14 protein-coding genes are annotated in these 14,580 nt (G+C 58.2%); 5 read left to right on the forward strand and 9 right to left on the reverse strand.

Translation table 11 applies throughout. From position 1 onward, the window contains the following. Positions 1 to 1,115 precede the first annotated feature (1,115 nt). Together D4100_RS08075 and D4100_RS08080 are read left to right on the forward strand one after the other, a co-directional pair. Positions 1,116 to 1,826: an ATP-binding cassette domain-containing protein gene (locus tag D4100_RS08075; RefSeq protein ID WP_119803970.1), complete on the forward strand. Its 711-nt coding sequence runs from the start codon at positions 1,116 to 1,118 to the stop codon at positions 1,824 to 1,826. A gap of 172 nt (positions 1,827 to 1,998) precedes the next feature. Continuing rightward, positions 1,999 to 3,630: a hypothetical protein gene (locus tag D4100_RS08080; protein WP_119803972.1), complete on the forward strand. Its 1,632-nt coding sequence runs from the start codon at positions 1,999 to 2,001 to the stop codon at positions 3,628 to 3,630. A gap of 58 nt (positions 3,631 to 3,688) precedes the next feature. On the opposite strand, the gene bioD is transcribed toward D4100_RS08080, so the two are convergent. From bioD to bioB, 4 genes are read right to left on the reverse strand one after another with little or no spacing between them, the layout of a single operon-like run. Beyond that, positions 3,689 to 4,369, reverse strand: coding sequence for a dethiobiotin synthase (bioD, locus tag D4100_RS08085; RefSeq protein WP_119803974.1), 681 nt, complete (start codon positions 4,367 to 4,369; stop codon positions 3,689 to 3,691). Beyond that, on the reverse strand, positions 4,362 to 5,129 hold the full coding sequence (gene bioC, locus D4100_RS08090) for a malonyl-ACP O-methyltransferase BioC (RefSeq protein ID WP_119803976.1): 768 nt from the start codon (positions 5,127 to 5,129) through the stop codon (positions 4,362 to 4,364). Before bioC ends, bioD begins: the two co-directional genes overlap by 8 nt. Further along, positions 5,113 to 6,264, reverse strand: coding sequence for an 8-amino-7-oxononanoate synthase (gene bioF, locus D4100_RS08095; protein ID WP_119803978.1), 1,152 nt, complete (start codon positions 6,262 to 6,264; stop codon positions 5,113 to 5,115). The genes bioC and bioF overlap by 17 nt, the downstream gene beginning before the upstream one ends. Further along, positions 6,264 to 7,301, reverse strand: coding sequence for a biotin synthase BioB (bioB, locus tag D4100_RS08100; protein WP_062869967.1), 1,038 nt, complete (start codon positions 7,299 to 7,301; stop codon positions 6,264 to 6,266). Before bioB ends, bioF begins: the two co-directional genes overlap by 1 nt. Positions 7,302 to 7,391: 90 nt before the next feature. On the opposite strand from bioB, the gene bioA reads away from it, so the two are divergent. Continuing rightward, positions 7,392 to 8,666 carry an adenosylmethionine--8-amino-7-oxononanoate transaminase gene (gene bioA / locus D4100_RS08105; RefSeq protein ID WP_119803980.1) on the forward strand — a complete coding sequence of 425 codons (1,275 nt, stop codon included), beginning with the start codon at positions 7,392 to 7,394 and terminating at the stop codon, positions 8,664 to 8,666. Between the two features lie 4 nt (positions 8,667 to 8,670). Here bioA and D4100_RS26025 read toward each other — a convergent pair whose 3' ends face one another. Next, positions 8,671 to 9,072: a YkvA family protein gene (locus tag D4100_RS26025; RefSeq protein WP_065505991.1), complete on the reverse strand. Its 402-nt coding sequence runs from the start codon at positions 9,070 to 9,072 to the stop codon at positions 8,671 to 8,673. Between the two features lie 164 nt (positions 9,073 to 9,236). Here D4100_RS26025 and D4100_RS08115 point away from each other — a divergent pair, with 164 nt between their 5' ends. Next, positions 9,237 to 9,719, forward strand: coding sequence for a kinase inhibitor (locus D4100_RS08115; protein WP_119803981.1), 483 nt, complete (start codon positions 9,237 to 9,239; stop codon positions 9,717 to 9,719). A gap of 250 nt (positions 9,720 to 9,969) precedes the next feature. On the opposite strand, the gene pgl is transcribed toward D4100_RS08115, so the two are convergent. Continuing rightward, entirely contained in the window at positions 9,970 to 10,965 is a 996-nt protein-coding gene (pgl, locus tag D4100_RS08120) for a 6-phosphogluconolactonase (RefSeq protein ID WP_065505990.1), read from the reverse strand. 178 nt (positions 10,966 to 11,143) lie between these two features. Between pgl and D4100_RS08125 the strand changes: the two genes are divergently transcribed. Next, positions 11,144 to 11,968: a pyridoxal phosphatase gene (locus D4100_RS08125; protein ID WP_119803983.1), complete on the forward strand. Its 825-nt coding sequence runs from the start codon at positions 11,144 to 11,146 to the stop codon at positions 11,966 to 11,968. A gap of 33 nt (positions 11,969 to 12,001) precedes the next feature. On the opposite strand, the gene modC is transcribed toward D4100_RS08125, so the two are convergent. Genes modC through modA form a run of 3 tightly spaced genes read right to left on the reverse strand, consistent with a single transcriptional unit; the run spans position 12,002 to position 14,529 of the window. Beyond that, positions 12,002 to 13,069 (reverse strand): molybdenum ABC transporter ATP-binding protein ModC, encoded by a 1,068-nt coding sequence (modC, locus tag D4100_RS08130; RefSeq protein WP_065505988.1) that lies wholly within the window; start codon positions 13,067 to 13,069, stop codon positions 12,002 to 12,004. After that, on the reverse strand, positions 13,070 to 13,759 hold the full coding sequence (gene modB, locus D4100_RS08135) for a molybdate ABC transporter permease subunit (protein WP_065505987.1): 690 nt from the start codon (positions 13,757 to 13,759) through the stop codon (positions 13,070 to 13,072). It abuts the gene before it with no gap. Next, on the reverse strand, positions 13,756 to 14,529 hold the full coding sequence (gene modA / locus D4100_RS08140; protein ID WP_119803985.1) for a molybdate ABC transporter substrate-binding protein: 774 nt from the start codon (positions 14,527 to 14,529) through the stop codon (positions 13,756 to 13,758). Before modA ends, modB begins: the two co-directional genes overlap by 4 nt. Between the last annotated feature and the right edge of the window lie 51 nt (positions 14,530 to 14,580).

Here is a 14,580-nt window from a genome sequence, read left to right on the forward strand (position 1 = left end):
CGACGCGCACGTCGGCGGGGCGTGAATGCACCGGCAGGGTTACAGCCGCGTGACATTTTTATTGTCAATAACTGATTTATCCCCAAAATCCGTCAAAAATTAACTTATTGATAGCACTGCGGTGAAAAATCATACATAGCCACTGCATCAATACATTGGTGTCTTGATTTTAGTTAATTTATTGATATAAAACACAATTAATAAAAAGATGAGAATGCGGCCAACGGGAACAGAACCCGCGCCCGCTCTCGCTTTAAACCGCTTTTCTAAATCTAATGCACAAGGTTATCCACAGGAATAGTGGATAACTCCCACCGCCCCGCCCGTGACGGGAGTTGCAGAAAGAACGCTTTTTGGCGTTTCAGCTCGCCGAAACGGCTTTTTTAGTTATTTTTTCACAAAAATATCGCTTTGTTTATGCCGATTAATGCTAAAAAGACCCATTGCCAAAAACACATTTATCCCATTATCGCACTCATGTGCCGCATCTTGCCGCAACCGGTAAAATAGTTTGCACCATCACTTTTCTTCACAGCACTGCAACAGTGCAAAAATCGTCCGCGTTAACTTTACACCTCATTTTCATCCAGGCCGCCGGGCCAGCTCACGCCTGCCAAATGGTTAACATAGCAATAACATTCCCTTTTTTTTTCGGATTGAAAAAGTTGGCCTGAGAGTTGCAATATCGTTTAGCGGCGAAAGTGCGACCGGATGAAATATCCGTGCCGGCACGGCAGTATTACCTGCTCTTCGCTCGCCACCGGCATGGGGCTAAATAACTGGCAATGCCGCGATAAAGGCGAGAGAGCGCTGGTAAACCGCCATTAACGGCCATTTTTACCTGTAAATCCTTTGTTTTTTCTGAACCTGAACTACCTCGTTAAAGGTAGCCATGCAGCATTTTGTTCTGGACATTAAGACACTCGGGAAATAAACCGCTAAGGCGGATCAAGCAGTAAGGAGTGGATAACGCAGGGAAGCAGACGTTTGATTGCCGTTCCTGCGCCAATGCCGCCCGGTGAAACCGGTGCGGTCTTTAACAGGAACGCGTTACGCCTGCGCCTATCTGGGCGCACATCCACGAGTGGAATACGGGTCTTTGAGGAGAGTGCCGGATGTTGAGTTTAAGGTCAGTGAACCAGTTCTACGGGCAAAATCATACCCTGTGGGATATTAACCTGGAGTTGCCGCGCGGCCAGTGCACGGTGCTTATCGGTCGTAACGGCGTGGGTAAAACCACGTTGGTCAACTGCATTATGGGGCATTTGCCGGTCGTCAGCGGCAGTATGACCTGGCAGTTGGCGGACGAACCTCCGCAGAATCTGCTGCAGCAGCCGATGGAAAACCGGGCGGCGCTGGGCATCAGCTACGTGCCGCAAGGGCGGCAAATCTTCTCGCAGCTCAGCGTGGAGGAGAACCTGCAGGTGGCGCTGATGGCCGGCCGGGACAAAACCCGGCGCATTCCGCCGCTCATTTATAGTCTGTTCCCCAACCTGCGAGAAATGCGCAGCCGCCGGGCCGGTGACTTGTGCGATGGCGAACAGCAGCAACTGGCGATTGGCCGTGCGCTGGTGCTGGAGCCGGAGTTGCTGATCCTCGACGAGCCTACCAGCGGGGTACAGCCTTCGATCGCCGCCGATATCGGCAACGCGATCCGCAAGCTGAACCGCGAGCTGGGCATGACGATCCTGCTGGTGGAGCACAAGTTGCCGTTTGTACGCCGCGTGGCGGATCGTTTTTGCCTGATGGATCAGGGCCGCAGTGTAGCGAACGGCACGCTGGAGCAGTTGGACGAGGAGTTGATCAATGCCTATCTGGCAGTGTAACTGGCGGGGCGCGGAGCATTGCGCCCCTGCTCTCGTTCGAGCCGGTTGATCCTCTTTCTCTGCTCCTGTGTTGTACCAGCCAGGACAGAGCCCGCGTTGCTGTGAATGAGTCAAAGCGCCTTCCATACTCAACGAGCTTTCATACCTGATTGACCTTACTGAGGAGTGGACAATGGCCGATAACGACGCAGCATTTATTCAATATAGCGATCTGAATACGAAGATCTGGCCCCTAAAAGAACGTCTCGATATCGGGGGTATTTACGTCAAGTCACGCGATGAGCTGATCAAAGCGCAAACCTTCATTAAAGACACATTAAAAAGACCGGCAATCGTCAAATTCACTGCGCCCTTTGAGGAATGGGTAGCCCCCAAGACCGATATCGACGTGGGCTTCGTTTATATCGACGGCAATGGCGTCAAAATAACGACTAATATTCCAAGCGGCACTGAAAGCGATCACAACTACTTTATGCGTTGTTACACATCACCCGCCGCGCTGGACAATGGAGTGCCTATTCGACCGGCGCCTGTTTTGAAAGACTTTACCGTCAAGGGGATTGGGGCAAAACAACCTGAAGTGACCGGCCAAGCTCCAGTTTATAACTTTATCGACGGGATCCGGTTTGATTCACCAGAAAGCTTGCTGGGGAATTTCTCCGTTAATAACCTGTATATCTCCGGTTTTTATTACGGCATGTATTTTGGTACTAACGCTTATATTGCGCATCACTACGCCTGTCATATTATCCGCTGCCATGAATGCGTGTATATGCCGCCTGCCAACAGTAGTGCCAAGAACTTTGGTGAAGGGATCAATTTCTTTGGCGGCACCCTTGGTAACTCGCAAGGACTGGCCATCAGGAATCAGAACCCGAATGGCGCTTTTCGTTTCTTCGGTACCTCAATAGATTACGCCAACGCTATCGTCAATGTCGGAGCCGGGAGCGTCGAGTTTCACGGCTGCCATATTGAATTCAATAATGAAAATAGCCCAATTACGGATATTCCTTTCCGCTGCAGCGCCCACCAGAATGCTTCATTACTTATTCAGGGTGGAGAAATCATTACGCTTAAAGGGGTTCTGCCGCAAGATTATTGCTTCTACGCCGAAGCGGGCAGTAGCGGGATTATCGTCGAAAACGTTAAATTTTATGGTGTCAGAACCGCGACCGGACGTTATTTCGGCGGCACAGGTGACTTTGTGATTAGCCACAGTCGGCTTGATGGCGGTGGTGCGGGCGCCGGTATTCAAACGCTAACCACCGCGAATAATAATAAAATCAAGGACGGCAGTTTCGCATTCAGCACCAAACCTTTCGGTTGGGAGGTTTCCGGCGGTAACGTCAGCGATCCTTTTACCTCGGATGCCATTACCCTCGCCATTGAAGCCGGTGCGGGCGTTAACGGCAGCAATGCGCTAAAAGTGACCAAATTGGGCAATACCAATACCAACGCCGGTCTGAGGGTGGTTGTTCCGGTATCGCAATATGAACAGTTGGGCGCCTGCTTTACTCTGAAAGCGCTGAATGGCGGGTCCGGCAATTTATTTGCCACGCTTCGCTATGTCTGCATTCAGGAAACGGAAAGCAATGGCGTGTCGATCATCGCCAAATCTGATGCCGCCGCCTGGGATGGCACGCTAAACGCCAATGACTATGCCCAGTTCAAAGAGTACCGTTTCAACAGCAACAGACGAAAAGTGCCGGTTTGGGCAACCCATGTCATCCTGTCTTTCAATTTGTACGCTTTAGCGAAAAATGGCGTTCTGTACTTCGATAATGCCTGCGTTACCACCATGTAAAACGGCAAATCACGTTATCTCCGTCCAGGGTAAATACCCTGGACGGACGACTTGACGATCAGTGGGATAAAACGCTCAAATCCAGATACGCCCCCAGCGCCTGCCGTTCAGGTTGCGGCAGATGCGGGATCTCCCCCAGCAATGGCGCAGGCAGCATACGGCACAGCGTAGCCAAATATTCCTGATGACGGCGGCCTGGGGCGGTGACGTCGTTGGCAATCCACCCGGCAAGCTGCAACCCCGCCTGCTGGATCGCCTGCGCGGTCAGCACGGCATGGTTAATGCAACCCAGTTTGATGCCCACCACCAGGATCACCGGCAGTTGCTCCCGCTGTACCCAGTCGGCGAAGGTATGCTGCCCGGAAAGCGGCGTAAACCAACCGCCTGCTCCCTCGATTAACAGCCAGTCGGCCCTTTGCTCCAGGTGGCGCAGACCGGCGGAAAGCCGGGCCAGCTCGATTGGCCGCCCCTCGTCGGCACTGACAATGTGCGGCGAAGTCGGTTCGGCAAACACATAAGGATTCACTTCTTCGTAGCTCAGCGCCACGGCGCTGTTGGCCTGCAATGCCAGCGCGTCGCCGTTGCGCAGCCCCTCGGCCGTCATGTCACTGCCGGAAGCGACCGGCTTGTAACCGGCCGTGCGATAACCCGCCGAATTGGCCGCCTGCAACAAGGCGCTGCTGGCCACGGTTTTACCCACTTCGGTATCGGTGCCGGTGACGAACCAACGCTTAATCACGATAAATCACTCCATAAACCAGATGATAGCTGAGCGGGAATTGCCCGCCCCGGCGCGGATAGGCAGCCTGCAAGGCGGCAAGCCGCCGACGGGACAGCAAACCGGCTTCGCGCCCCTGATGCAAATGGGTAGCGCCGATCCCCTTGAGCGATCGCATCAGCGCCATCACATCAGGATAATGCAGGGTTTGCCGCTCCGTCTCCAGACGGTGGCGATAGCCGGCGCAGGCCGCGTCGATCTGCGCCAGCGGCAGAAAGTCGTTCACGTGACGTTCGCCGTCTACCTGCTGCCAGGCGTCGCCCAGTTCCTCCAGCGAGCCTTCCGCCAGCGTGGAAAACAAAATCATGCCACCTGGCCGGGTTACCCGGTACAGCTCCGCCAAAGCGCGCGGTAAATCGCTGCACCATTGCACCACCAGGCTGCTGAAACAGATATCTACCGCGGCCGCAGGCAGCGGCACATTTTCGATATCCCCCAGCAGATAGTGGTCCGCAGCCTGCTGCTGGCGGGCGAATGCCAACATGCCCGGCGCCAGATCGAGCGCGGTGACCTGTTTCCCCCGTTCGCGCCAGCGGCGGCTGAAGTGCCCGGTGCCGCAGCCTGCGTCGAGCAGCTGTTCGCCACTATGCGCCGCCCCCATCTCCAGCAAGCGCTCACCGACGTCGCGTTGCAGTACCGCCGCCGAATCATAACTGCCCGCCGCACGGCTGAAAGCCGAGGCGACCGCCTGCTTGTTGACCGGCTCAAAGGCTGACGTCATGCAATACCTCCAGCAGGCGATCGATATCCTGCGGCTGATGCGCCGCCGTCAGGGTAATGCGCAGGCGCGCGCCGCCCGGCGGCACCGTTGGCGGGCGAATGGCGCTCACCCACAATCCCTGACCACGCAGCTGCTGCGCCAGATCGAGCGCACGCTGGTTGTCGCCCACCAGCAGCGGCTGAATGGCGGTCACCGACGCCGTCAGGGCTAATGGCAACCGGGCCGCACCTTGCCGGAAACGCTGAATATTGTCCTGCAGCCGGGCGCGCAACTCGTCACCCTGCTGGATGCGCTGCAACGCCGTCTGCAAGGCGCAAGCCTGCGCCGGCGGCATTGCGGTGCTGTAAATCAAATGGCGGGCAAACTGCAGCAGATATTCCGCCGTGGCCTCGTCGCACAGCACAGCCGCGCCGCTGACGCCAAAGGCTTTGCCGAAGGTGACCACCAGCAGTTCGGGCCGCACGCCCTGCTGCCAGCAACTGCCGCGCCCCTGTTCGCCGTGAACGCCGATGCCGTGCGCGTCATCGACCATCAGCCAGGCCCCTGCCGCCTGGGTCAGGCGATGCAACTCCGCCAGCGGTGCGCTGTCGCCGTCCATGCTGAACACCCCTTCGGTCACCGCCAGCATCTGGCCAGCGCAGGGTTTTGCCAGCAGGCCGGCCAGCGCCTGCGGCTGATTGTGGCGAAAACGACGCAGTTGGGCCGGTGAATGGGCGGCGGCTTCCAGCAGCGACGCGTGGCTGAGCCGGTCCGCCAAGATGCGATCGTCCGCCTGCATCAGCGCCGCCAGCAATGCCTGATTGGCGGCATAGCCGGAGATAAACAGCAGCGCGCGCGGGTAGCCGAGCCACTCCGCCAGTTGCTGTTCCAGCGCCTGATGCGCCGCACAGAACCCGGTAACGTGCCCGGAGCCGCCGCTGCCGACGCCATACTGCCGGGCGCCCTGCTGCCAGGCGGCGATCACCTGCGGATCCTGGCTCAGACCAAGATAGTCGTTGCCGGAAAAGTTCAGGTAGCGCTCGTCGTTGAGCTGAATATGGCGGCCATTGCCGCCCTGGTTCACCTGGCGACGACGGTAAGCGGCATTCTGCTGCCGCTCCTCCAGCGCCTGTTCAATACGTTGTTGCCAGCTCATTACAGCGCCGCGTTGTAAAACTCAGCGGTATCGGCATGCAGCAGTTGCTCCGCCAGTACCTGTTGCTGCTGGTTGTCGCCATGCTCGGTTTCGGTCTGCTGCGGGTTGAGGCCCAGCTTGCGGAACAGTTGCAGGTCTTTGTCTTCTTCCGGATTTGGCGTGGTCAGCAGTTTGCAGCCGTAGAAGATGGAGTTGGCGCCGGCCATAAAGCACATCGCCTGAGTTTGCTCGTTCATTTGTTCGCGACCGGCGGAAAGGCGGACGTAAGAGGCCGGCATCATGATGCGCGCCACCGCGATGGTGCGGATGAAATCGAACGGATCCACGTCATCGTTATCCGCCAGCGGCGTGCCTTTTACCTTCACCAGCATGTTGATCGGCACGCTCTCCGGCGGTGTCGGCAGGTTGGCCAACTGCACCAGCAGCCCGGCGCGGTCACGCACCGTCTCGCCCAACCCGACGATGCCGCCGGAACAAACTTTAATGCCCGCCCCGCGCACCTTGTCCAGCGTGTCCAGACGTTCCTGATAGCTGCGGGTGGTGATGATGTTGCCGTAAAACTCCGGCGAGGTGTCCAGGTTGTGGTTGTAATAATCCAGCCCGGCGTCCGCCAGCCGTTCTGCCTGGGTATGGTCAAGCGTGCCCAACGTCATGCAGGTTTCCATGCCCATCGCCTTCACCCCTTGCACCATCTGTTGCAAATAGGGCATATCGCGCTCGTGCGGGTTCTTCCACGCCGCCCCCATGCAGAAGCGGGTCGAGCCATTCGCTTTGGCCTTGCGCGCCGATTCCAGCACCTGTTCCACCTGCATCAACCGCTCCGACTCAAGGCCGGTTTTGTAGCGAGAACTCTGCGGGCAGTATTTGCAATCTTCCGGACAGGCACCGGTTTTGATTGATAACAACGTGCTCACCTGCACCTGGCGCGGGTCAAAATGGCGGCGGTGAACGGTCTGGGCTTCAAACAACAGCTCAAGTAACGGTTTATCAAACAAGGTCTGGGCGAGACCCACTGTCCAGTGAATGCGATCGGCCATCACGGCGTCTCCAAAAATGAAAAAAGTGTCGTCAGTGTAGATATTGTGGATATACTGTCAACCATTACGAACATGATTTGGTTTACAAGTATGTCTATCAGCGCCTCCGACCTTGAATTCGACCAGCGCCACATTTGGCACCCTTATACTTCCATGAGCCATCCGTTGCCCTGTTATCCGGTAGAGACCGCCAGCGGCGTCGAGCTGCAATTGGCCGATGGCCGGCGCCTGGTAGACGGTATGTCATCCTGGTGGGCCGCAATCCACGGCTATAACCACCCGCAGTTGAACCTGGCCGCCACCCGGCAACTGGAAAAAATGTCGCACGTGATGTTCGGCGGCATTACCCATCCCGCCGCCATCGCACTGTGCCGCAGGCTGGTGGAGATGACGCCGGAGGCGCTGCAATGCGTGTTTCTGGCGGACTCCGGCTCGGTGGCCGTTGAAGTGGCGCTGAAGATGGCGCTGCAATACTGGCAGGCGCGCGGGGAGCGGCGGCAACGTATTCTGACTCTGCGTCACGGCTATCACGGCGATACATTCGGCGCGATGTCGGTGTGCGATCCTGACAACTCGATGCACAGTCTGTATCAGGGTTATCTCGCACCACACCTGTTCGCCACCGCACCGCAGTGCCGTTTTGACGAACCCTGGAACGAAGGCGACATAGCCCCCTTCGCCGCGCTGCTGGAACAGCACGCCGGTGAGCTCGCAGCGGTGATCCTGGAACCTGTGGTGCAAGGCGCGGGAGGGATGCGCATCTATCACCCTACCTACCTCAAGCGGGTGCGCGAGCTGTGCGACCAGCATCAGGTGCTGTTGATTGCCGATGAAATCGCCACCGGCTTTGGCCGCACCGGCAAGCTGTTCGCCTGCGAACATGCGGGAGTGGTACCGGATATTCTCTGCCTGGGCAAGGCGCTGACCGGCGGTTATATGACGCTGTCGGCCACTCTGACCACCCGCCACGTAGCTGAAACCATCAGCAATGGCGCGGCGGGCTGCTTTATGCACGGGCCGACCTTTATGGGCAACCCGCTGGCCTGCGCGGTGGCCGAAGCCAGCCTGTCGTTGCTGGCGGAAAACCATTGGCAACAGCAGGTCGCCGCTATCGAAACACAGCTAAAACAGCAGCTATTGCCGCTCCTGTCGCTGCCAAAAGTGGCGGATGTGCGAGTGCTGGGGGCGATTGGCGTGGTGGAAATGCGCGAGCCGGTGGACGTGGCACAGTTGCAGCGCGGTTTTGTCGAGCGCGGGGTGTGGATCCGGCCATTCGGCAAGCTGATTTATCTGATGCCGCCTTACATCATTCAGCCCGATCAGCTCAGCCGGTTGACCGCCGCCGTGGCCGCAGCGGCGAGATAAGCACTTACCAGTGCTGGTCCAGATAGCGGGCCAGCATCACCAGACACAGCACCCACAATAAAATGATCATCACCGCCGCCATGCGGCCGGTGGGATTATCGATACGCCGTTGCGCCTTCTCACGCAGTTCCGCCATCAGCGGCCTGGGGATCAGGCGCACCGCCAGCATGATGCCCAACGGCACGATGATCACGTCGTCCAGATAACCCAGCACCGGGATAAAGTCCGGGATCAAATCGATAGGCGACACCGCATAGCCGGCCACCAGCAAGGCAACCAGTTTGGCGTACCAGGGCGTGCGCCGATCGCGGGCCGCCAGCCACAGTGCATAGATGTCGCGCTTGATGCCCTTGGCCCAGCGGCGTAGCCAGCCAAACCACGGCGTGCGTTTTTTGAATGAGATCATGATTACTTTTATCGATTTGTGAATTATTGATATCGCGTATGTAGCTTCGGCGTTAACTATGGTAACTCATAGGTGAAGCCACTGGCGAGATGCAATGACGCTTGTGTTATCGCGCCAAAAAGGTCTAGCTTAGGCATTCAGCTTTACCGACCAACGGAGTCATTATGAGCTTTCGTTTGTACAGCAACGATCTGCAAGACGGCGCGAAAATGCCGGAGCGCCAGGTATTTAACGGCATGGGTTATCAGGGCGAGAATCTGTCACCGCATCTGGCCTGGGATGGCGTGCCGGAAGGCACCAAGAGTTTCGTGATGTCGGTGTACGATCCCGATGCCCCGACCGGCTCCGGCTGGTGGCACTGGGTGGTGGCCAATATTCCGGCGCAGACGCGCGAACTGCCGCAGGGCGCAGGCTCCGGCAAAGGCGGTCTGCCGGCCGGCGCCATCCAGACCCGCACCGATTTTGGCTCCGCCGGTTACGGCGGCGCAGCGCCACCGCAGGGTGAAAGCCATCGCTATCACTTCACGATTCATGCATTGAATGTGGAGAGCATTGAAGTGGATAAAGGTTCCAGCGGCGCCCTGGTCGGCTTTAACGTGTACTTTCACAGCCTTGGCAGCGCCACGCTGACGGTGAAGTACAGCTGATTCTTTGGCAAGAAATGCGGCGCTATCGCGCCCGCTTTCCAATAATTCATACCCTATGAATTTCAAGTTGCAGCTAGGCGCCAAGCTCGCTCATCCCCGGAGCTTACTCAAGTAAGTGACTGGGTGACAAATCTGCCGGGAGCAGATTTGAACGCTGCTTGCAGCGGCCCCGAAGAGGTTCGGCCCACGGATGGGCCGAATAATCGAGTGCAGGTAACAACGCTGCAGCTTGAAAGGCGACGGGTATTAATTACTTGGCTAACACGCTCACCCACATCGGGCCCTTACCTACCGGATAACGCGCCAGCGTGGTCAGCTTGCCGTTGGTCTGATCGATTTCATAGACGCCGATATGGTCGGATTTCTGACCTGCGGCAATGACAAAGCGGCCGCTGTGGTCGATGTTGAAACCGCGTGGCTGCTCTTCGGTCGGATGATGGCCGACAGGCGACAGGGTGCTGCCGTCTTCGGACACTCTGAAAATCGTCAGGATGCTGGCAGTGCGGTCGCTGGTGTACAGGAAGCGGCCATTCGGCGTGATGTGGATATCCGCCGCCCAGCGGGTGCCGTCGAAATCGTCCGGCATGATATTCACCGTCTGCGTCAGCGTGTATTTGCTGCCGTTTTCAGTGATGACGAACACGTCCACCGTGCCGTCCAGCTCGTTCACGCAGTAGGCATAGTTGTCATTGTGATGGAACGCCATATGACGCGGGCCGGCGCCGGTTGCGGTAGCCACCGCGTCCTGCGCGTGCGGCGTCAGTTTGCCTTGCTGACTCAGGTTGAACAGGCGAATACGATCTTCTTTCAGGCAAGGCACCAGCAGCAACTGATTGGTCGGATCGATATTGGCCGAGTGCGGCGCGGTTAAACCGTCGATCTGCTGAATGGGCGCCACTACCACGCCGTCATGGCCGATCGGGCTGATGCTGGCACAGTTGCCGCTGTAGGAAGCGGAGAACAGATAGCGGCCCTGCAAATCGGTGGAAATATGGGTCGGGCTGCCCGGCAGCGGCGCCATGCCGGCCTGTTGCAGTTTGCCGTCCGCCTCAATGCGGTAGCTGACGATACCGAAGGCCGGGCGCACGCCAACGTACAGGTGGGTTCTATCCGGGTGGATCGCCATCGGTTGTACCTGGCCCGGTACGTCGAGGGTTTGCAGCAGATCCAGTGCGCCGGTGTCATCTAACTGCCACACGTGGATTTGCTGGCTTTCCGGGCTGGCGACATAAACGATTTGCTTCATGTGTTCTCCTTGAATAGAGTAAAAGAGAAACCGGTTTCAGATTTGTCGGTTTCCCCTAGCTTACCTCACATCGGTGACATAACAACCCCGGATTGCAGATGAAATCTGTGCAGTTTTATCCATCGCTTATCCGGTGTACCATCGGCTTAGTTTTCTTGCTAACGATAATGAGATCCCTATGAGCTACCGCGTCATTGCCCTCGATCTGGACGGCACCCTGCTGGACAACCAAAAACGCATTTTGCCGCAATCGCTGGCGGCCCTGGCTGAAGCACGCGCCGCCGGTATCAAAGTGGTGGTGGCCACAGGTCGCCATCACGTGGCGATCCACCCGTTCTATCAGGCGCTGGAAATAGACACGCCGGCGATCTGCTGCAACGGCACCTATCTGTATGACTTCCAGCAGAAAAAGGTGCTGGCTGCCGATCCCTTGCCAAAAGAGCAGGCCAGGCTGGTGCTGCAAATGCTGAAACAAAGCGGCATTCACGGCCTGATGTATGTGGACGACGCCATGCTGTATCAGGACACCAGCGGCCACATTACCCGCTCGCTGGCCTGGGCGGAAACCCTGCCCCCGGCGCAACGCCCAACGCTGCTTCACGTCGACAGTCTGGTGCAGGCGGTGGACGAGGTGCAGTCGATCTGGAAGTTCGCGACGTCGCACGACGATATTCCCGCGCTGCGCAACTTCGCCGAAACGGTGGAAAAAGAGCTGGGGCTGGCATGTGAATGGTCATGGCACGATCAGGTAGATATCGCCAAAGGCGGCAACAGCAAGGGCAAACGCCTGCAACAGTGGGTCGAGTCTCAGGGGCTGAACATGGATCAGGTGGTGGCCTTCGGGGATAACTACAACGATCTCAGCATGCTGGAAGCGGCCGGTCTGGGTGTAGCCATGGGCAACGCCGATGACGCTATCAAGCAACGCGCCGATCTGGTGATCGCCGATCACCTGCAACCAGGCATCGCCGACGTGATCCGCACGCGGGTGCTGGGCCAATAACCCCCTCGCCCTCCCCTTGCGGGAGGGCCGTATTCAACGCGCCTCGCGACTGATCGATACGCTTTTCACCTGAGCATACAGCCACAGCCCCGGCCGGATCGCCAGCTCGTCACGCGCCCACGGCGTAATACGCGCCCACAGCACGCTTTCCCCTACCGCCAGCTTCACCTCCACCTGCCCGTCAACCTCCAGACACTCGGTCACCCTGGCCGGCAAAACGTTGCGAATGCTGCTGTTAACCGGCGGCTGCAACACCAGCGAAACGTCGGCGGCGTTGATGCGGATACGCAGTTGTGCCCCCAGTGGAGCATCGACACCGCTGACCCACAGGCGCTGATCGCCCAGCGCCAGTGCGGTCATGGCATAGCGCGAGTGATGTTCGATCACGCTGACGCGCAACACGCTGCTTTGATCTTCCCGCTGCAACCAAGGCCGCAGCGCGCTGCTGGCCCAAACCTCTTCCAGCCCGCCGAATGCCCGAACCTGGCCGTTATCCAGCACCATCACCTGTTCCGCCAGGCGCAGAATTTCGTCCATGCTGTGGCTGACGTAGAGGATCGGGATATTGACGTCCTGCGCCAGCCGCTCCAGATACGGCAGCAGTTCGCGTTTGCGCGGCAGATCCAGCGACGCCAGCGGTTCGTCCATCAACAGCAGTTCCGGGGCGGTCAGCAAGGCGCGGCCAATCGCCACCCGTTGTTTTTCACCGCCGGACAAGGTCAGCGGCAGCCGGTTGAGCAAGGGACCGATGCCCAACAGCTCAACGATGCCGTCGAACTGCGCGCGCATGCCGGCCGCCATGCCGTATTGCAGGTTGCCGCGCACCCGATAATGCGGGAACAGGCGCGCATCCTGAAACACGTAGCCGATACGGCGTTTTTCCGGCGGCAGGCACAGGCCGCTGGCGGTGTCCACCAGCGTACGGCCATTGAGCGCTATGCGCCCCTGCTGCAAACGCGTCAGGCCGCCAATGGCGTTGATTAAGGAGGTTTTACCGGCGCCGGACAGGCCAAAAATGGCGGTAATGCCTTGAGCGGGCAGATCCGCGCGCACGTTGAGGTCGAGATCGCCAAGGCGTTGGGAAAAATCCAGCTCCAGCATTTAGATACCCATACGTTTGCGGCCCCAGCGGGCCAGCCACTCGGAAACCATCAGTGAAACCAGCGACAACACTATGGCAATCACGCACAGGCGCGCGGCGGCAGCTTCCGCCCCCGGCGTTTCAATCAGGGTATACATCGCCAGCGGAATGGTGCGCGTTTCGCCGGGAATATTGGAGACAAAAGTAATGGTGGCGCCGAACTCCCCCAGCGAGCGGGCAAAACCCAGCACCACGCCGACGATAACCCCAGGCAGCGATAGCGGCAGCGTAATGGTGAAAAACACCCGCCACGGATTGGCACCCAGAGTGCGGGCAGCCTGTTCAAGGCGGGTATCCACCGCCTCCAGCGCCAGCCGGATGGCGCGCACCATCAGCGGAAACGCCACCACGGCGGAAGCCAGCGCCGCACCGCGCCAGCTAAAGCTGAAACTGAAACCGAACCAGTCATACAGCCATTCGCCAATCACACCGCGCCGCCCCATGGCGATCAGCAATAGGTAGCCGACCACCACCGGCGGTAACACCAGCGGCAGGTGGATAATGCTGTCCAGCAGCGATTTGCCGGGGAAACGGCAGCGCACCAGGATCCAGGCCATCAGAATGCCGAAAGGCAAGCTGCAAGCCACCGCCACGGCGGACACTTTCAGGCTCAGTTCAACGGCCTGCCACTCGTACTCACTCAGAATCATTTACGCGGGGAAAATCCATAATGTTGAAAAATAGCCGCCGCTTGCGGGCTTTTCAGATAGTTGTAGAAAGCGCTGACGGCCGGCGTTTGATGGTCTTTAACCACCGCCATCGGGTATTCAACCGGTTTGTGGCTGTCTTCCGGGAAGACGCCCACGACGCTGACTTTATCACTGGCCACCGCATCCGAGCCATAAACAATGCCCAACGGCGCCTCGCCGCGCTCCACCAGCGCCATTGCGCTGCGTACGTTGTTGGCCCGCGCCAGTTCAGGCTCAAGTGCGGCCCAAACACCGAGGTTCTGCAGCGCTTCTTTGGCGTAGATCCCCGCCGGTACATGGTCCGGATCGCCCACCGCCAGGCGACCACCGTTCAACAGCTTCACCCAGTCGGTCTGTTTGTTAAGCGTGATTTTACCCTGCTTGCCGTCTTTGCCGGCGATCAGCACCAGTTCGTTACCCAATAGCGTATACCGCGTCTCTTTGACCATCTGCTGCTTGTCGATAGCGTAGTCCATCCACTGCTGATCGGCAGAGATAAACAGATCGGCCGGAGCGCCCTGCTCAATCTGGCGTGCCAGCGTAGAAGACGAAGCGAATGAAGAAACCACCTGCACATCCTTGCCTTTCTGATACTGGGTCGCGATATCCTGCAGCGCGTTAGTCAGGGATGCTGCAGCAAAAACGGTAATTTTCTCCGCCGCAGAGGCCTGCATGACCAAACCCGATGCCAATACAATACCGCCGACCCATTTAGTCCATTGCTGTTTCATGGTGTTCTCCGCAAGTTAATGTGCAATACCGCTCTTCGTTATATAAAAAAT

It is taken from the genome of Serratia inhibens (assembly GCF_003591175.1).
Classification (GTDB): Bacteria; Pseudomonadota; Gammaproteobacteria; order Enterobacterales; family Enterobacteriaceae; genus Serratia; species Serratia inhibens.

Excerpts from the sequence above, each read along its gene's own strand:
- D4100_RS08115 (WP_119803981.1), top strand. The coding sequence starts at position 9,237 with ATGAGCTTTCGTTTGTACAGCAACGATCTGCAAGACGGCGCGAAAATG.
- pgl (WP_065505990.1), bottom strand. The coding sequence starts at position 10,965 with ATGAAGCAAATCGTTTATGTCGCCAGCCCGGAAAGCCAGCAAATCCAC.
- bioF (WP_119803978.1), bottom strand. The coding sequence starts at position 6,264 with ATGAGCTGGCAACAACGTATTGAACAGGCGCTGGAGGAGCGGCAGCAG.
- D4100_RS08080 (WP_119803972.1), top strand. The coding sequence starts at position 1,999 with ATGGCCGATAACGACGCAGCATTTATTCAATATAGCGATCTGAATACG.
- modB (WP_065505987.1), bottom strand. The coding sequence starts at position 13,759 with ATGATTCTGAGTGAGTACGAGTGGCAGGCCGTTGAACTGAGCCTGAAA.
- bioC (WP_119803976.1), bottom strand. The coding sequence starts at position 5,129 with ATGACGTCAGCCTTTGAGCCGGTCAACAAGCAGGCGGTCGCCTCGGCT.
- modA (WP_119803985.1), bottom strand. The coding sequence starts at position 14,529 with ATGAAACAGCAATGGACTAAATGGGTCGGCGGTATTGTATTGGCATCG.
- D4100_RS08075 (WP_119803970.1), top strand. The coding sequence starts at position 1,116 with ATGTTGAGTTTAAGGTCAGTGAACCAGTTCTACGGGCAAAATCATACC.
- bioB (WP_062869967.1), bottom strand. The coding sequence starts at position 7,301 with ATGGCCGATCGCATTCACTGGACAGTGGGTCTCGCCCAGACCTTGTTT.
- D4100_RS26025 (WP_065505991.1), bottom strand. The coding sequence starts at position 9,072 with ATGATCTCATTCAAAAAACGCACGCCGTGGTTTGGCTGGCTACGCCGC.
- bioA (WP_119803980.1), top strand. The coding sequence starts at position 7,392 with ATGTCTATCAGCGCCTCCGACCTTGAATTCGACCAGCGCCACATTTGG.
- modC (WP_065505988.1), bottom strand. The coding sequence starts at position 13,069 with ATGCTGGAGCTGGATTTTTCCCAACGCCTTGGCGATCTCGACCTCAAC.
- D4100_RS08125 (WP_119803983.1), top strand. The coding sequence starts at position 11,144 with ATGAGCTACCGCGTCATTGCCCTCGATCTGGACGGCACCCTGCTGGAC.